General features: G+C 55.5%; 12 protein-coding genes. 5 read left to right on the top strand and 7 right to left on the bottom strand.

Annotated features, from left to right (window positions below):
• Window positions 1-58 precede the first annotated feature (58 nt).
• The 5 genes from rfbC (at window position 59) to BWR59_RS30380 (ending at window position 8,180) form a co-directional block, all read left to right on the top strand.
• On the top strand, window positions 59-604 hold the full coding sequence (rfbC, locus tag BWR59_RS30405) for a dTDP-4-dehydrorhamnose 3,5-epimerase (RefSeq protein ID WP_081569359.1): 546 nt from the start codon (window positions 59-61) through the stop codon (window positions 602-604).
• 259 nt (window positions 605-863) lie between these two features.
• Entirely contained in the window at window positions 864-1,694 is an 831-nt protein-coding gene (locus BWR59_RS30395) for an ABC transporter permease (RefSeq protein WP_081569357.1), read from the top strand.
• Window positions 1,684-3,060, top strand: coding sequence for an ABC transporter ATP-binding protein (locus tag BWR59_RS30390; RefSeq protein ID WP_081569356.1), 1,377 nt, complete (start codon window positions 1,684-1,686; stop codon window positions 3,058-3,060). The genes BWR59_RS30395 and BWR59_RS30390 overlap by 11 nt, the downstream gene beginning before the upstream one ends.
• The gene (locus BWR59_RS30385; RefSeq protein WP_081569355.1) at window positions 3,061-6,951 is read left to right on the top strand and encodes a rhamnan synthesis F family protein; all 3,891 of its coding nucleotides are present in this window, start codon (window positions 3,061-3,063) and stop codon (window positions 6,949-6,951) included.
• 359 nt (window positions 6,952-7,310) lie between these two features.
• The gene (locus BWR59_RS30380) at window positions 7,311-8,180 is read left to right on the top strand and encodes a class I SAM-dependent methyltransferase (protein ID WP_081569354.1); all 870 of its coding nucleotides are present in this window, start codon (window positions 7,311-7,313) and stop codon (window positions 8,178-8,180) included.
• A gap of 68 nt (window positions 8,181-8,248) precedes the next feature.
• On the opposite strand, the gene BWR59_RS30375 is transcribed toward BWR59_RS30380, so the two are convergent.
• From BWR59_RS30375 to BWR59_RS30345, 7 genes are all read right to left on the bottom strand, one after another.
• Window positions 8,249-9,193: a glycosyltransferase gene (locus tag BWR59_RS30375; protein WP_081569353.1), complete on the bottom strand. Its 945-nt coding sequence runs from the start codon at window positions 9,191-9,193 to the stop codon at window positions 8,249-8,251.
• Between the two features lie 4 nt (window positions 9,194-9,197).
• Window positions 9,198-10,088: a glucose-1-phosphate thymidylyltransferase RfbA gene (gene rfbA / locus BWR59_RS30370; protein ID WP_081569352.1), complete on the bottom strand. Its 891-nt coding sequence runs from the start codon at window positions 10,086-10,088 to the stop codon at window positions 9,198-9,200.
• Window positions 10,085-10,990: a dTDP-4-dehydrorhamnose reductase gene (gene rfbD / locus BWR59_RS30365; protein WP_081569351.1), complete on the bottom strand. Its 906-nt coding sequence runs from the start codon at window positions 10,988-10,990 to the stop codon at window positions 10,085-10,087. The genes rfbA and rfbD overlap by 4 nt, the downstream gene beginning before the upstream one ends.
• Window positions 10,987-12,063 carry a dTDP-glucose 4,6-dehydratase gene (gene rfbB, locus BWR59_RS30360; RefSeq protein ID WP_081569350.1) on the bottom strand — a complete coding sequence of 359 codons (1,077 nt, stop codon included), beginning with the start codon at window positions 12,061-12,063 and terminating at the stop codon, window positions 10,987-10,989. The genes rfbD and rfbB overlap by 4 nt, the downstream gene beginning before the upstream one ends.
• 178 nt (window positions 12,064-12,241) lie before the next feature.
• A complete protein-coding gene (locus BWR59_RS30355; protein WP_081569349.1) occupies window positions 12,242-13,645 on the bottom strand; it encodes a TolC family outer membrane protein in 1,404 nt (467 codons plus the stop codon).
• Window positions 13,642-14,967, bottom strand: a complete 1,326-nt coding sequence (locus tag BWR59_RS30350) for an HlyD family type I secretion periplasmic adaptor subunit (RefSeq protein ID WP_081569348.1) — start codon at window positions 14,965-14,967, stop codon at window positions 13,642-13,644. The genes BWR59_RS30355 and BWR59_RS30350 overlap by 4 nt, the downstream gene beginning before the upstream one ends.
• Window positions 14,968-14,980: 13 nt before the next feature.
• Window positions 14,981-16,744: a type I secretion system permease/ATPase gene (locus BWR59_RS30345; protein ID WP_081569347.1), complete on the bottom strand. Its 1,764-nt coding sequence runs from the start codon at window positions 16,742-16,744 to the stop codon at window positions 14,981-14,983.
• Window positions 16,745-17,383: the final 639 nt, after the last annotated feature.

The raw sequence follows: 17,383 nt of genomic DNA, 5'->3' as shown, positions 1-17,383 counted from the left end.
AACGGGCCCAAACGACGCATCGCAGATGCTTAATCAGCATGTCGGAGATTCGCTTTACATGAACGCAACTCGCCTTGAAATTCCAGAAGTCATTGTTTTCGAACCAAAAGTGTTTGGTGATGATCGGGGTTTCTTTTTTGAAAGCTTCAACCAAAAAGTGTTCGAAGAGGTTGTCGGACGTCCTGTTCAATTCCTTCAGGACAATCACTCGCGCTCGGTCAAAGGCGTTTTGCGCGGTCTGCATTATCAGATCAAGCAGCCACAGGGGAAGCTGGTTCGGGTCACCCACGGCGAAGTATTTGACGTGGCTGTCGACCTGCGCAAGGGGTCTTCATCTTTCGGCAAATGGGTCGGCGTGCATTTGAGCGCAGAAAACAAGAAGCAGCTCTGGATACCGGAAGGCTTTGCCCACGGTTTCATTGTGCTGTCTGAAAGCGCGGAATTTCTCTACAAGACCACTGACTACTGGGCTCCCGAGCACGAACGCAGCCTTGCATGGAATGACCCCACGGTAGCTATTGAATGGCCATTTGAAGGTGAGCCGGCGTTGTCAGCAAAGGACCAGAAAGCTGTCTTGTTCGAAGATGCCGACAAATTTGATTGAGACGCCTGAGAAACATACCAACGCCGAGCCTCTTGAATGACCAAGGATGAACAATGACTCAGCCAGATTTCACCCTGCGGCACTCAAGACGCTCGACGTCTCAATCGATTCAGTATGCGAACCATCAGAAGGTTTTTCACAAGCTTATGGGGCAAGAAACAGCGGATCCGCTGCGATTCGAGAAAACGCAAAATTTCAACATTCAGCGTGAGAAAACCTGCCGCGAATGCTCATCCTTAACACACCTTGAGGTGCACGAATGAACCCGCATTCGCGAGCTCCCATAACCCCATGGGCGCTAGTCAAGAATCTGTGGATGCATCGCAGCCTTGTTCTGCAGATGACACGTCGAGAAGTTGTAGGACGCTACAAAGGGTCTGTAATGGGACTTTTGTGGTCATTCCTCAACCCACTGTTCATGCTGGCAGTCTATACATTTGTGTTTTCTGTCGTCTTCAAAGCTCGCTGGACGACCTCTCCGGACGAAAGTAAAACCGACTTCGCCGTACTGCTTTTCGCGGGAATGATCGTGCATGGCCTGTTCGCTGAAGTCTTGAATCGCGCTCCCGGCCTGATTCTGGCGAACGTGAACTATGTAAAAAAGGTCGTTTTCCCGCTCGAAATCCTTCCAGTCATCTCCATGTGCGCCGCCCTTTTCCACAGTGGAGTCAGCCTGTTGGTCCTGATTTGCGCCATCGTTTTCGTCGATGGCAATCTGAATGCGACCATGCTTTATCTTCCGCTGGTCGTACTTCCTTTCATCATATTCACCCAGGGCCTTGCGTGGATCTTCGCCTCTCTGGGCGTTTACGTTCGCGACGTTGGCCAGACCATCGGGATTATCACCATGGTCATGCTGTTCCTCTCGCCGGTGTTTTTCCCGGTAAGTTCGCTTCCGGAGGACATGCGACCTTTAATGATGGCCAATCCGCTCACCTTCATCATCGAGCAGGTCAGGGCAGTCCTGATTTGGGGCAATACGCCGGACTGGGCCGGTCTAGGCCTATATTCGTTGATGGCACTGTTCACCGCCTGGGTGGGTTACGCCTGGTTCCAGAGAACTCGAAAAGGCTTCGCTGATGTCTTATAACGTCCCCCCGCAAGAAGATCCTGCAATCATCGTCGATGGCGTATCGAAGTGCTTCCATATCTACAACAAGCCACAGGATCGCTTGAAGCAGTCGCTCATGCCACGCCTGAGACGCGCCGTAGGGGCGCAGGCCAAAACCTATGGACGGGAGTTCTGGGCGCTCAATAACGTTTCCTTCACTCTCAAAAGAGGAGAAACGCTGGGGATCATCGGACGCAACGGATCGGGGAAGTCGACGCTGTTGCAACTGATCTGCGGCACGCTGAGCCCGACGCATGGACAAATACAGACGTTCGGTAAAGTCGCCGCATTGCTTGAGCTTGGCGCGGGTTTCAACCCTGAATTCACCGGCCGTGAAAACGTCTACCTCAGCGCTGCATTCTACGGCCTGACCAAAGAGGAGACGGATGCCAGATTCGATGACATCGTGAATTTCTCCGAGATCAAGGATTTCATCGAGCAGCCCGTCAAAACCTATTCCAGCGGCATGTTCGTCCGACTCGCGTTTGCGACGATCGTACATGTCGATGCCGATATTCTTATCATTGATGAGGCCCTGGCCGTGGGTGATGCGGTCTTCACTCAGAAGTGCATGCGTTTTCTGCGCAAGTTCAAAGAGGAAAAGACACTGCTGTTTGTAAGTCATGACAGCAGCTCGGTAATCGCACTCTGTGACAAAGCCCTTTGGCTGGCAAACGGCGAGATGCAGGAGCTCGGTGAAGCGAAGAAGACCTGCGAGAACTATCTGACCCATATTTTGGGTGCCACAAAAAAAGACGGTGAGATAGCACGCGACGACGTGCTGTCCACTGCCGACAGGCTCAAAAAAATCTGGGCGAACGAGCGTCACTACGAATCGGCAGATGCTCAGGGACTGTTCAAGCCCAACATCGGTGCATCCGCACAAATGGGCCCGCACGGTGCCGAGATCAAGCACGTCAGCATCACGACCGAGGACGGCTCAGAAGTCAGGACACTCAAGGGTGGAGAAATCGTTACCCTGTCCATTCACGCTATTGCTTACCACGACCTTCAAAGCCCGATCATCGGCTTTTTTGTGAAGGACCGGCTTGGTCAGTTCCTGTTTGGCAGCAACACGTTGAACATCAAGAACAGCCTCCCTCCAACGGTTGACTCGGGGCAACTTCTCGCCGCCCATTTTACTTTCGCAATGCCGTGGCTTGCCCAAGGCGATTATTCGATCCAGGTGGCGCTTGCTGATGGTGATCAGCGCGATCACACCCAACATCACTGGATCCATGACGCCGTCATTTTTCACTCCAGCAACGACCCTTCTGCGTCGGGGCTGATCGGAATTCCTATGTTGGATATCCAACTAAGTACAGATATCGAGGCAGGTCTTTAAATGCATCTCTCCGCACTAAACTATGGCCGGCTCTTCTTTGAGACTTATCGGGATAACTTGCCTGCCGGCTCAAAAGTTGTAGACATCGGGGCCCAGAACGTCAATGGCTCCATCAAGGATGTCTGTCCGGATGACCTGGAATACATCGGCGTCGATTTCGTGATGGGCAAGGGCGTAGACATCGTTCTGGATGACCCCTACGTTCTCCCGTTCGAGGACGAAAGCATCGATGCCATCGTGTGCAGTTCGTGCTTCGAACACTCGGACATGTTCTGGTTGGTGTTCAACGAAATTCTACGCATTCTCAAGCCTACCGGTCTCGTTTACATCAACGCCCCCAGCAACGGCTATATTCACCGCTGGCCGGTAGACTGCTGGCGGTTCTATCCAGATGCCGGCAACGCGCTGGTGACATGGGCCAAGCGCAGCGGCTACGATCCGGTTCTTCTGGAATCTTTCATCGGGCCGCGAGCTTCCGAAACCATGGACGGCGCCTGGAACGATTTCGTCGCCGTGTTCGCCAAGAGCCAGTCGCTGGAAGAACAGTTCCAGAACAAAATGATCCACTCGCTGGAGGTGTATGACAATGCGCGCACGCCGGGCTCCAGCGACCTGGCGAATTTCCAGGAGAACCCACCTGATTTCCGCCTGATCGAACAGCTGCGATCGGAAAAAAACACCCTTATTACACATCAACAGACGCTGGACGCGCAGATCGCCGACGCGCATCAGCAGCTGAACGCGCTCCACGTCGCTGCCCAGCAGAACGCAGAGGAATTGGCCAACACCCGGGACGAAGTGAACCGGGGCGTGGAAGAACTCGCTATCGTCCGTAACGAGATAGTCGTCGCGCGAGAAGAAATTGATAACGCTCGTTATGAGGTCAAAAGCGCTCGAGACGAGATCCAAAGCCTGCGTCTTCAGTTGGCATTGGCCAAAGAAATGAACCAGCGGGCCGCTGACGAATTCGGTACGACGGTCCGTGGGTTCCAGCAGTCGACCAGTTGGAAGGTCACCGCCCCTCTGCGCCTGGTCTCGAGAGCCGTTAAAGGTCAGCGTCCGCTGGTAGCCGGGGGCCTGCGGGCGCGGGTGCTCCAGCAGGTCAAGCCACTCTACTGGGCGATTCCCCCTGGATACCGTACCTCCATTCTGCACTGGGGCTACCGGAATCTGCCTGCGGTCTTTCGCGGCAGCCCGCATTATGAGTTCTGGAAAAACGGCAGTCCGCAACACATAGGCGTTACCGACACCTCGCTCATTGCGCTGGATACCGTCCGGGCAATCGATACCGTCGAAGGCCGTATCGCGGTTCATCTGCACATGTATTATCACGACCTGGCCGCTGAGTTCGCCGACCATCTCAAGAACATGCCGTTTGCCTACGATCTCTATGTCTCGGTAAAGAACGAGGAAGGCGAAACGGCTTGTCGCAATGCATTTTCCAATCTGCAAAACTGCCAGTCGCTGACCATCAAGGTGGTCGATAATCGCGGGCGCGACATTGCTCCGATGTTCTGCACGTTTGGCGAGGCCTTGCGTGGCTACGACTTCATCGCGCACCTGCACAGCAAGAAGTCTCTATACAACGGCGGCGCAACCGAAGGCTGGCGGCAGTACCTCACCCGCAACCTTTTGGGCAGTGCCGACACGATCCGCAAGATATTCACGCTGCTTTCAACTGGCCACGGCGTTGTATATCCACAGAACTTCAAGTCACTCCCGCTGCAGGCCAACACCTGGCTGGCGAACAAGGCCATGGGCACAGCGTGGTGCGCCCGACTGGGTATAGCGCCTGTCCCCCAGGGTTATTTCGACTTCCCGGCCGGCTCGATGTTCTGGGCCAGAGGGGATGCCCTGCAACCCCTCTTCAGCGCCAACATCTCCATCAATGATTTTGTGGGAGAAAGTGGTCAGACCGACGGAACATTCGCTCATTGCCTGGAGCGTTTGCTGGTACTTTCTGCCAAGAAACAAGGCCTGCAGCCTGGGATCATCCTGGACACGGAAACCCCGAGCTGGTCAGCCTGGAGACTGGAGCAATCCACAGCCCGGCCCTTCACATCGCTGCTGGACCAGTTCGCCAATCCTAACGTCAAATACATCGCTTTCGATATTTTCGACACGCTGCTGTCCCGCCCGCTCATCGATGCCGAATCGACAAAGCGTATCGTCTCGGCAAACCTGCCTCAGCCTCTGGCGCAGATGTATACCGAGTACCGAGTGGTCGCTGAAGGCGAAGCACGCCAACAAAAGAAAAAAGATGTCGATCTGGGCGATATCTACACCAAGTTTCAGCAACTGACCCAATTGTCCGATGCAGATATCTCCACCATCAGGACGCTTGAAGAACAGACTGAATACAAATCGCTGTCCGTACGAGCCGGGGGAGCCGAACTGTTTGAGCAGGCGAAGGCAACCGGCAAACCCGTGGTACTCGTCTCGGACATGTTTCTTCCAAAACAGTTGATCACCCAGGCATTGAACGCCAACGGCATTCGCGACTGGTCAGAGTTCTATCTCTCCAACGAGATAGGCCTGCGCAAGGACTCGGGCGAGCTCTATGCCCACGTTCTGAACGCTCACAGCCTCCGGCCGGACGAGTTGATCATGGTGGGCGATAATGAGCGCTCCGACTTCCAGATCCCTTGCGACATGGGCATTGTCGGCATGCACGTGCTGCGCCCGGTGGAACTCGCCCGTGGAATGCCACGACTGCGCCGTTTCATCGAGAAATACGAGTTCGCCCACGACCTTAATGCGGAGCTGACACTGGGGCTGTTGATCGCGAAGAACTTTTCGGCAGTCACGTACCCGAACCTCAATCCCGGCTCACTCTTCCACGCCACACCGTACAACGTCGGCTACAGCCTGATCGGCCCCTTGCTGACCAGCATGGCGCAATGGCTTATCGACAGCGCCGCCAACGATCGTGTTGAACGACTGTATTTCCTTGCCCGCGAAGGCCAGCTGATGAAGTCGGTGTACGACATCTGGAGCCAAGGGCTCTCGAATGCTCCTGAGGCCGATTACCTGATCGTCTCCCGACGTACGTGTGGTGTTCCTCTGGTCAAGACCATGGAAGACATCCTGACTATTTCCAAAAGCGACTATCACGCCAACACCGCAGCGAACTTTCTGGTAGAGCGCTTCGGCCTGGAGTTGAACGACACGACCTGGGAACAGATCGCCGCAGAAACAGGCGTTGGAAAAGACACACAGGTCGAGGTCCATCACGAAAACCTCGGTATTCTTGACAGCCTGCTGCCTAAGGTGGCTGATGCCATCTTTGCCCAAGCCAGGGAGGAACACGAGGCGCTGGTCGTTTACCTGAACTCCATGGGAATGATGAGCGAGCGCAAGTCTTCAGTGGTCGACGTTGGTTATGGAGCGACGATTCAGAACTATCTGTGCAAACTCACCGAGCGGCCGATCGACGGCTACTATCTGGCGACTGATGTACGCTCGATCGACGTCGCGAAGAATAACGATGTCGTTATCCGTGGTTACATGATGGAGAACGTAGAACGCAACCAGACTGCGCCAACAATGTACCTGCGAAGCTTTGAAGTTGAAAAACTGCTGAGCTCCAGCAGTGCACAGATCATGAAATACACGTCTACCGATGGAATCAATGTAGAAGCGCATCACCGTGAGCTGTCCGATGCAGAAGTGGCGTGTAATGCATTCAGGGATGACCTGCAAAACGGCGTATTACAATTTGCAAAAGACGCGCTGAATATCCGCAATACATTGCTTGGCAGTTTTGCGCCTTCGCCGCAAGTCAGTAAGGAACTGGCGACGGAGTTCTTCTCGAAGCATTCGTCTGACGAACTGGAGTTACTGTCTCACGTATTACTCGATGATCATTACTGCGGACGCGGTGTAGTCTGAATGAATGAGGGCGGACCTGAAAAGGCCGCCCTTCTCCACGCTGGGCCGCAATCGCCCACCTCAGCGACCCTTCCAACCGGCATCGCCGCCTGAGCTGCTGCACACAGCGTTGAGCCGACCGGGCCAACCATCAATCACTCCAACCACTGGTCCCAAGGCTGCCAACCGCCGGTTCAGACACCTCCAGCCAATATTCGCAACGTCTACATCGCCGCGCCCCCCCAGCTTGCGGTATGCATAGGACAGGCAGCATCCGGCGCATCACCGTCCCTGCCTTGATTTTTCGGTTTTGATTTCCTTTTTTCTGAGCTACATTCGGCTTCCCGCTCTGGGTCTCACGATTCTGAAAAGGTAGCACGATGGACCGTCTTGACGTTTACAAATCGCTTGCTTCTCATTCAAACAATAAAGAATCCTTTTTCCTGCAGCTGAGGAGTCTCCCAATTGATGTCATTGGGGACCTGATGCTAAACATCCCCGAAAACTTCCCTGAAGTCAGATCACTATTACCAACCATGGCCCCTGACCAGATACAAAAAAACTGGAATGGCTCATCGGGTTACGATCTGCTGCTGCAAAGTTGTGCGTTCATGCGAACGCTGGAGTGCGGCATAAACCGATATTCGGGGCGCTCGCTAGACAATACCAAAGTTCTGGATTTTGGATGCGGGTGGGGCCGACTTCTCCGGCTGCTTTATAAGTTCACCGCCCCAGAAAATATCTACGGATGTGACCCATGGGACAAGTCGCTGGAAATATGCAGGGAAAGTGGCATCACGGCAAACCTCGCGCTTTCTGATTATTTGCCGGAAACACTTCCCTTCCCGGGTGTCACGTTCGACTTTATTTATTCTTACTCTGTTTTCACTCATCTTTCGGAGCGAGCGGCACTTGCGGCAGTCACTGCATGCCGCAAACACATTGCCGATGACGGGCTACTGGTTATTACCGTGCGCCCTCGATCATATTGGGAAGTGCACCCATCGTCCCAGAATGACAAAGTCGTCAAGTCGGTGATGCTTTCCGATCACGATACAAAAGGGTTTGCCTTCACGCCCCATGGCGAAGGTTCCCCGGCAACGGTTAACGGAGAAATCACCTACGGTGACACCTCTATTACTCTCGCTTACATCACTGAAAACTGGCATGAGTGGGAAGTGGTTGGCACTGAGCACTTTCTTCAGGACCAGTACCAGCGTCTGGTGTTCTTGAAGCCCAAACTGCGATAACCACCGCCACGACAGTCATCGGGGTCACCAAACACTCCGATGACTGCCAGAACAGCAGCCCTTGCAATCTATCGACGACCCGCGACGGTCTGTAGTAGACAGACAACTAGCAGTACCACCCTGTCCCGTGGCCGACGCCGGCACTTCCTGACATCGCGCGCCACTCTTACGGTGGACAGAGCAGCGGCAGCTGCGCTCGCTCCGCCCGTGTATGGATTGCTGACTTTCAGAATCATCGCGGTCAGACAAATCTGTCGGAACCACCATCCATCCGCTATTTTCCGCCATCTGGCAATGGCGGAGCGAAAGCCTGAGTTGACCCCGACCTGGTTGCTGGCGTGCTGTCGATAATCCATTCCCGGTAAGGGATCGATAAACCATTTGAAACCCTGACTTCGCGCAAACGCATAGCAAAACCAGTCGTGCAGATCGATCGACTGAACGTCTGTCCAGGCGCGCGAGATCAGATGTTTAAATGCGCAGGCCAAACGCTGAGTCAATACGTAGGTACATCCTGGGCCTGCCGCCTCGAAAAGGAAGTCCCACTCCACCTGCGGCTGCGCCTTGTCTACAAGAATACGCCGACCGTCCGGCCAAATAGCCCTGACGTTGCTGGAATAACCATCGACTCTGGCGGTATGCAGCGTGGATACGGCGCGTACGAGCTTATCGCAATACCAGATGTCGTCCTGATCAGAGAACGCCACATAGTCGTACTCAGAGAACTCTACATCTCGAATGAGGCGAAAGAAGTTACGCGAGGCGCCTCTGAATGGTCCCGAAGAGGGAAGCAGCACGACTTGAGAGTGAGTTAATGCGTAGTCGGCGCACCAAGCCTCAGTGCCGTCACTCGACGGATCGACACTGATATAGATGGTCACTCTCACACCGGTTTGCGCGAGGATAGAGGCCAGTTGCTCCTCTATCCATGACATGCCTTCATAGGCCGCCAGCAGCACGGCGACCCGAGGGAGCCCTGAGGGCGCCGTAGCCTCAGGCTCGTGAGCGCGCATGACCTCAGATATTGCCCGGCTCCAGAAGCCGTTGGAGATACTGGCCATACCCTGTTTTCTTGAGCTTTTCAGCTTGCGATGCGACCTGCTCGCTGGTGATCCACCCATTGGTGTAGGCGATCTCTTCAAGACAAGCTACTTTCCAACCCTGGCGCTGTTCGATGGTGTGCACGAAGTGGCTCGCCTCGAGCAGCGATTCGTGCGTACCGGTGTCGAGCCAGGCAAAACCGCGACCAAGCATTTCTACGGTCAGGGATTTCTGTTCGAGATAGGCACGGTTGACGTCCGTGATCTCCAGTTCGCCGCGTTCGGACGGCTTGATGTTTTTGGCAATTTCGACGACTTGATTGTCGTAGAAATAAAGGCCGGTCACCGCATAGCTGGATTTCGGAGCAGCTGGCTTTTCCTCGATACTCAGGGCGCGGCCTGTTTCATCGAACTCCACGACGCCGAAGCGCTCAGGGTCTGCGACGTGATAACCGAAGACTGTTGCACCGTGAGCCTGCTCGGTGGCGGAGCGCAGGTTCTCGGAGAAATGCTGTCCGTAAAAAATGTTATCGCCCAGAATCAGGCAGCAAGGGTCCGTACCGATGAACTCCTCGCCAATGATGAACGCCTGAGCCAGACCGTCAGGGCTCGGCTGCTCGGCATAGGTGAGGTTGACACCGTACTGACTGCCATCGCCCAGCAACTTGCGAAACGCTGGCAGATCCTCTGGAGTAGAGATGATCAGGATTTCGCGCATCCCGGCGAGCATGAGCACGGACAGCGGATAGAAAATCATCGGCTTGTCGTAGATCGGCAGCATCTGCTTGGAGACGCCCAGCGTCAGCGGGTGCAAACGCGTCCCCGAACCGCCGGCCAGAATGATTCCCTTGCGATTTGTCGTGTTCATTTGTTTAAAACTTCCATAAGCATTCGGGTTACGCCACTTTGCCAATCCGGCAAGTGCAGGGAAAAAGTATCACGCAGCTTTTGAGTGTTCAGACGCGAATTCAGAGGCCGCTTGGCCGGGGTCGGATAGTCGGTCGTGGGTATTGGGCTGATCGTCTCGACAGCGAGTGTCTCGCCATTTGCCCGCGCGAAATCGATCACATACCTGGCGTACGCATGCCAGGACGTTTCGCCGGCAGGGGCCAAGTGGTAAATACCAGCCAATTGTGGGTCGAGCAGCGATTTCTGCAGCGCGGCAACCGCGACGTCAGCCAAAAGGTCAGCTCCCGTGGGAACGCCGATCTGATCCGCAATGACGTTGAGCGACGCACGATCTCTGGCCAGCTTGAGCATGGTCTTGGCGAAGTTGTTGCCTCGCGCCGCGTAGACCCAACTGGTGCGAAAGATAAGGTGCTTGCAGCCAGAAGCCACAATCAGTTGCTCGCCTTCCAGCTTGGTTGCGCCATAGTAGTTCACCGGCGCAACGCTGGCAGATTCAACCCATGCATCACTGCCACTGCCGTCGAAAACGTAATCGGTGGAGTAGTGCACCAGCCACGCATTCAATCGCTTCGCCTCTTCAGCCATAACCTGGCTGGCCAGAGCGTTGACCTTATGAGCCATCTCTCGCTCGGTTTCAGCCTTGTCGACTGCGGTGTAGGCCGCGGCATTGACGATGACATCCGGGGCGACACGACGGATCGTGTCGCGCAACCCGTCAAGGTCAGACAGATCCCCGGCAAGCGTGCCATAAGCCGTGGGCGCCGGGTGGCGATCGAGTGCGACCACCTCACCCAACACGCTCAAGGCGCGCTGCAGCTCCCAGCCAACCTGACCGTTTTTACCTAGCAGAAGAATCTTCATGCCTTGTCAGCGCGCGCGGTGTAGTTATTGTCGATCCACTGCTGATAGCTGCCGCTCTTCACGTGAGCTACCCATTCAGGGTTGTCGAGGTACCACTGCACGGTTTTGCGGATGCCGGATTCAAATGTTTCCTCTGGCACCCAGCCGAGCTCGCGCTGGATCTTGCTGGCGTCAATCGCGTAACGCAGGTCATGTCCCGGACGATCCTTGACGTAGGTCAGCAGGTCCACATGAGGGCGGAATGCCGAATCAGGACGCAGTTCATCAAGCAACGCGCAAACGGTACGCACGACTTCAATGTTCTGCTTCTCGTTGTGCCCGCCGATATTGTAGGTCTCGCCAATCTCGCCTTCGGTCACAACCTTGTACAGGGCCCGGGCGTGATCTTCAACGAACAACCAGTCGCGGATCTGATCCCCTTTGCCATAAATCGGCAGCGGCTTGCCTTCAAGGGCATTAAGAATGACCAGCGGAATCAGTTTTTCGGGGAAATGGAACGGGCCGTAATTGTTCGAGCAGTTCGTGACCAGCGTCGGCAGGCCAAAGGTACGGGCCCAGGCGCGAACCAGGTGGTCGGAGCTCGCCTTGCTCGCTGAATAAGGAGAGCTCGGCTGGTATGGGGTGGTTTCGGTGAAGAGGTCTTCCGGCCCTTCGAGGTCGCCATACACTTCGTCGGTCGAAATGTGATGGAAGCGAAATGCCGACTTGCGTGGCTCTTCCAGTGCAGTCCAGTACCCACGTGCTGCTTCGAGCAACTCATAGGTACCAATAATATTCGTCTGGATGAACTCCGATGGACCGCTGATAGAGCGGTCAACATGGGATTCAGCCGCCAGATGCATTACCGCATCGGGCTGGTGCTCACGGAATACACGATCCAGTGCCTGGCGGTCACAGATGTCGACGTGCTCGAAAGCGTATCGCGCATCCTGATCGACAGACTGCAAGGACTCCAGGTTGCCCGCATAAGTGAGCTTGTCGACGTTGACGACCGAGTCAGTGGTGCAGGAAATAATGTGACGAATGACCGCCGAGCCGATAAAGCCAGCGCCGCCTGTTACTAAGATCTTCACGAGAGTTATCTACCTTGAGGTCCTGACAGGGCCATATGAGCCCTGTTTAATCCATGTATGTCGAACTAGACGCAAAAATGCGAGCCGGTGGAGTATAACCGGTCACATTGCCAAATCGGCAACAGACACCCACTGGCGAGGAGCGGTTGTACAGCCAATGAGCGCGAAGCCGCTTCAATCAACGAGCGGAAGGGCTTGCGCTGGAAAGCTTCAGATCCTCAACCGCGTCCGACTCGTTACCACCCAGCCAGACATTGACGCTATCAACGCTGTCCTCGGACAACTTGCCGGCCCAACGATTCAAAATGAACAGATTGGTAATGAAGTCGTATTGCGACTTGAGCAGGTCCCGACGAGCCTTGAACTCGTTCTGCACTGCAGTCAGCACGTCGACAGCGTTGACTACGCCATAGGTGAACGCCTTCTGCGCCGCGACGCTGGATTGCTTGGCGGAAGACAAGGCGTTCTGGTTAGCCCGGATTTTCTCAACGCTCGACTGCGCCGTCAGATAGGAGTTGGTGGTTTCTTTCACCACCTGCCGACGGACACCCTCAACCTCTTGCTCGGCCGCCAGTTGCTCGTCATAGAGCCCCCGTACCCGAGCAGAAGTGGAGCCGCCGCTATATATCGGCACTTGCACGCCGAACGTTGCCACATAGCTATCGCTGCGAGGGGTCTGGGTATTGTCGTAGCCGACGTCGCTCTGCTGAGCACCGAGACTGAAGGTCAGTGACGGATAATGGCCACCCTTCCCCTCTCTCACCGCAGCATTGGCCGCCTCCAGACCACTTTGATGGGCTTTGAGCAGCGGGTTACTGTCGATCGCTTCGGCGATCCAGTTCTGCAGCGGTTGCGAGGGGGCCTGCAGCGCGACATCGTTACGAATGCGGCTCAAGCGCTCTTTGATGGGCCGCCCGACAATTTCCGACAGTGCTTCCCGGCTGATCATGACCTGATTGCGCGCATCGACCTCTTGCGCTGCAAGTGAATCAACTCGTGCCTTGAGGTCCAGCACGTCAGTGATCATGGCGAGCTTCTTTTCAAACATCGCATTGACCCGATCGAGGTTCTTCTGGGTTGCACGGCGTTCGGCCATGACCAACTCCAACTCATCGTCAGCGGCGAGGGCTACGAAATAGCGCTGTGCCAGATCAACCGTTGCCTCTGCTTGCGCATCATCAGATTGCGCGCTTTTTTGCTGAGTCAGGCTTTTGGACTGCTGATAGTGCTCCCACGCCTGCTTGTTATAGAGGTACTGGGTCAGGTTCAGCGAGTAGCTTTTGTTGTTGTAGGCTTCGCGAGATGCCTCATCCCTGCGCAGGATTCGGTTCGTGGTCGCGTTGGCCGTCACTTGCGGCAACAGGCCACCCAGTGCTTCGCGCTCCTTCTCCGCTGCCGAACGGGCGCGGGCATAAGCAGCCAGAACGCGCGGGTCTTCAAGGCGCGACTCCCGATACAGGGTCATCAGATCCAGCGAGTAGTTCGAAGCACTGACCGATCTGGAAACCGGTGGTTGAGCAGCCTGAACTTGCAACACAGCAGATGCGCACAGCGCCAGCGAGAAAAGACGCAACACAATCATTCCTCGATCATCGACTTGGCGAACATGTTGTGAGCAGGCTTTAGCAGGTACTGCAACATCGTCCGGTTACCGGCGTTGATCAACACCTCAGCAGGCATGCCCGGTTGCAGCTTGCGATCGCCCAGACGCTCTTTGCCTTCGTCGGTGAGCTTCACACGCACCAGGTAATAGCCTTCACCCGATTTATCGTCGGTCAGGCGGTCGGCGGAAATGCGCGTCACCTCACCCTGAATGACCGGGGTGGTTGCGCTGTTGAACGCGCTGAAGCGGATATCGGTCTTTTTACCGATGGTGATCCGATCAATATCGTTAGTGCCGATATGCGCCTCGACCACCAGCTCGGAGGACTCTGGCACGATGTCCAGCAACGGCGTCGCCGCGCTGACAACACCGCCGATAGTGTGAACCTTCATGTCCAGCACCATGCCGTCTTCAGGGGCACGAATGATGACGCGTGACAGACGATCCTTCAGGGCTGTCGCCTTCTCTTGCAAATCGAACACCTGCGCCTGAACGTCACTCAAGTCCTTGGCGACGTCAGAGCTGAATTTCTGATTCAACTGCACGATCTGCAACTCGGTTTCGTTGATTTGCAGGCGGGTCTTGGTGATGGTCGACTGGTGATCGGCAACTTCGGACTTGAGCATGTCCAGCTTGCGCTCCTGCTCGAGCAAACGCTGCTTGTCGACGAAGCCCTGGCGCAACAAGTCCTTCAGTTCGGTGATCTCACCGCTGTAGGACTTCTCCAGATTGACCTTGGTCGCGATCATGTCGTTAAGGCCGATGATCTGCTGTTTCAGCTGACCGATACGTTCCTGCTGTACGGAAATCTCGCCCAGACGCGCCACATGCCGCGCCTTGAAAACCTGAGCTTCGCCGTTGATAGCTTCTCGTGCCCGTTCACTTTCTACGCCACTGATAACCAACGCCGGGATCGACGGAAGATCATCGCGTTCGGCTCTCAAACGGGCCTCTTTGGCACGAGCGGTGATCAACTGGTTGCTGGTGGACTCATATTCGGCGCTTAACTGGGAGTCATCCAGAACAATCAAAGGATCGCCTTTATGGACCGTATCGCCGTCCCGGGCGAGTAGCTCTTTGACGATGCCACCTTCCAGATGCTGAACGGTCTTGCGGTAACTCTGGACAGTCACCATCCCGTTGCCATAAACCGCATTACCCAGAGGGGCAAATGCCGCCCATGTACCGAACAGGCCAAAGGTCACCAGGACAATTGTCATTCCGACCCGGCGGATACCGCGGTCGGAAGTCGGCATATCTACTGAGTGCTCTTCGAGCACTGTCATTGCATTACTGGTCATCTATGAGTTCCTTTCAAGCGCTGGGCTGGGCCGTTTCAGGGGTCGCGGGTGCGACTCTGGGTTGGGCCTGCCCTTGAGCCTGCGCCTGGGCTTTCGCTTGTTGCTGAGCCAGTTCGGCAATCACTTGATCGCGCGCGCCATACATGGTGATGACGCCTGCATTGAGCACCATGACCCGATCAAGTCGGGACAGGATATTGGGACGGTGAGAGATGATGAATACAGTTGCCCCGGTTTCCTTGATCTTCTGCAACGCCACACCCAGCGCTCGCTCGCCCACCTCATCAAGGTTGGAGTTGGGCTCATCCAGCACGATCAGACGCGGGCTTCCATAGACGGCGCGGGCCAGGCCGATGCGCTGACGCTGGCCACCTGAAAGATTGACCCCATCGCTACCGATGACAGTGTCGTATCCGTCAGGCAGTTGCAGAATCAACTCATGCACCCCGGCTATCCGTGCAGCCAGCACAACCTGTTCGGGATCGACTTTAGTGAACCGCGCGATGTTTTCGCTGATGCTGCCTTCGAACAGCTCGATGTCCTGCGGCAGATAACCCAGGTGCGGACCCAGCTTCTGCTTGTCCCACGCACTGATGTCAGCACCGTCCAGTCGTACCTTGCCATGCTGTGGGGGCCAGATGCCCAACAACGCTCGGGCCAGCGTCGATTTCCCCGCTGCACTCGGCCCGACGATACCGACGATACTGCCCGCCGGAGCCACGAAGCTGATGTTGCGGATGACCGGCGCTTTTGCGCCCGGCGCCGCGACAACAAGACTCTCAACCTGAACATGCCCCTGGGGATCGGGCAGTGACATGCGCTCGGGCTCCGCATGGAGTTTTTCCAGCGTCTCGTTCAGACGCTGATACTGCACGCGCGCGGCCACAAAGCCTTTCCAGCTGCCGATCATTTGATCGATTGGCGACAATGCACGACCCAGCAGAAGCGAGCCGGCCATCATCAAGCCTGGATTGATTTCGTGGGTGATGACCAGGTAGGCGCCCGCTGCGAGCATCATCGACTGAGCCCAGTTGCGGAACGTTTTGGAGATGGACGTAATGATCCCGCTCTTGTCACTGGCCGCAGACTGCAGCACCAGCACTCTGCGTTGACGAGTGGCCCAACGCCCCATCAGCGTGTCGAGCATCCCCATGGACTCGATCACTTCGGCATTGCGCAGATTTTTGGTGGTTTGCAGGTTGGCCGTGAGGCTTTGTTTGTTCGCCTCGGCCAAGGCATTACCGGTGTAGCGATGATTGAGGTACGCCAACACCACCAACACAACCGCCGCCGCGACAGTCATCCAGCCGAACCACGGATGAAAAAGGAACATTACAGCGGTGTAGATCGGCAGCCATGGGGCATCGAAGAAGGCAAACAGACCATTTCCGGTCAAAAACTGACGCAGAGCGGTGAGATCATTAAGAGACTGAGCAGAGGCATCCATGCCCCCGCTGCTCAATGCCTTCTTGAAACTGGCCCGGTAGACGTCCCGACTGAGAAGCACGTCCAGACGATTACTGATACGGACCATGATCCGCGACCGGACCCATTCCAGCGAACCGAGCGTTGCCATGAGAATGGTCAGAATGAGCGTCAGCATGATCAGCGTGGACGTGCTGCTGCTGGGCACTACGCGTCCAGACACCTGAATCATGTAAAAGGTAGGTACCAGCATCAACGTGTTGACGAAGAAGCTGAAGAAACCGACCGATAGGAAGCTACCTTTACAGACCCTGAGGGCCGCTTGCAGATTGTTTTCGTGTGAGCGACTCATGGAATCCATTACTAGAGATAGGGCTGCGAAAGCGCGGCAGTGTACCATCGGCGATAGCGTCAGGCAGCATTAAAGGGCCATCAAATTACTGTCCGCTCGGCAGATTTTTCATGAATGTTTTGTCAGAAAGTGAAATCCACAAGACTTCACCGGCAACAGTGGGATGCAACTTAGCGCGATAGTTCCACATGTTTGCGATTATCCCGACGAACTGCGCAACATATATGTCGGTATGTTTCCTGACCGACCCATTCAGTTTCATCCGCGCCTGCCTCTTCCGCTCCGACCCACCAGTGCGACTCATAATCGTGTAGCAGTTTGCCACCAGTAGTATCGTCAAAATTGCAGATTGAGATATCGAGCGCGCACCCGACAATTTTCAGGAATTCAGCCCTTGGCCAGGCATCTGCGAGCGTAACGACTCATAAAGAGATTGATCAGAAAACAACCAACACACTGACGCTTGCTGGCGAGCCGGCTCGCCGAAAAATCTGCCCGCAAAGAGCAAGACCCGCGAGCCAGAGCGGTCGACCATAAATCCTCCCAAAAAAGGCCGCTCACCGCCTTGGGCCAACCCAAGACTGCCCGACCCCGACGAGTACCTTGAGACGCATCGATTTTTATTCCCCGACTACGCTG

The sequence above is a fragment of the Pseudomonas sp. Bc-h genome (assembly GCF_002080045.1).
Lineage (GTDB): Bacteria > Pseudomonadota > Gammaproteobacteria > Pseudomonadales > Pseudomonadaceae > Aquipseudomonas.
Note: the sequence above shows the minus strand (reverse complement) of the source record. Positions and strands in the feature narration are given on the sequence as shown.

Excerpts from the sequence above, each read along its gene's own strand:
- rfbC (WP_081569359.1), top strand. The coding sequence starts at position 59 with ATGAACGCAACTCGCCTTGAAATTCCAGAAGTCATTGTTTTCGAACCA.
- BWR59_RS30395 (WP_081569357.1), top strand. The coding sequence starts at position 864 with ATGAACCCGCATTCGCGAGCTCCCATAACCCCATGGGCGCTAGTCAAG.
- BWR59_RS30390 (WP_081569356.1), top strand. The coding sequence starts at position 1,684 with ATGTCTTATAACGTCCCCCCGCAAGAAGATCCTGCAATCATCGTCGAT.
- BWR59_RS30385 (WP_081569355.1), top strand. The coding sequence starts at position 3,061 with ATGCATCTCTCCGCACTAAACTATGGCCGGCTCTTCTTTGAGACTTAT.
- BWR59_RS30380 (WP_081569354.1), top strand. The coding sequence starts at position 7,311 with ATGGACCGTCTTGACGTTTACAAATCGCTTGCTTCTCATTCAAACAAT.
- BWR59_RS30375 (WP_081569353.1), bottom strand. The coding sequence starts at position 9,193 with ATGCGCGCTCACGAGCCTGAGGCTACGGCGCCCTCAGGGCTCCCTCGG.
- rfbA (WP_081569352.1), bottom strand. The coding sequence starts at position 10,088 with ATGAACACGACAAATCGCAAGGGAATCATTCTGGCCGGCGGTTCGGGG.
- rfbD (WP_081569351.1), bottom strand. The coding sequence starts at position 10,990 with ATGAAGATTCTTCTGCTAGGTAAAAACGGTCAGGTTGGCTGGGAGCTG.
- BWR59_RS30355 (WP_081569349.1), bottom strand. The coding sequence starts at position 13,645 with ATGATTGTGTTGCGTCTTTTCTCGCTGGCGCTGTGCGCATCTGCTGTG.
- BWR59_RS30350 (WP_081569348.1), bottom strand. The coding sequence starts at position 14,967 with ATGACCAGTAATGCAATGACAGTGCTCGAAGAGCACTCAGTAGATATG.
- BWR59_RS30345 (WP_081569347.1), bottom strand. The coding sequence starts at position 16,744 with ATGAGTCGCTCACACGAAAACAATCTGCAAGCGGCCCTCAGGGTCTGT.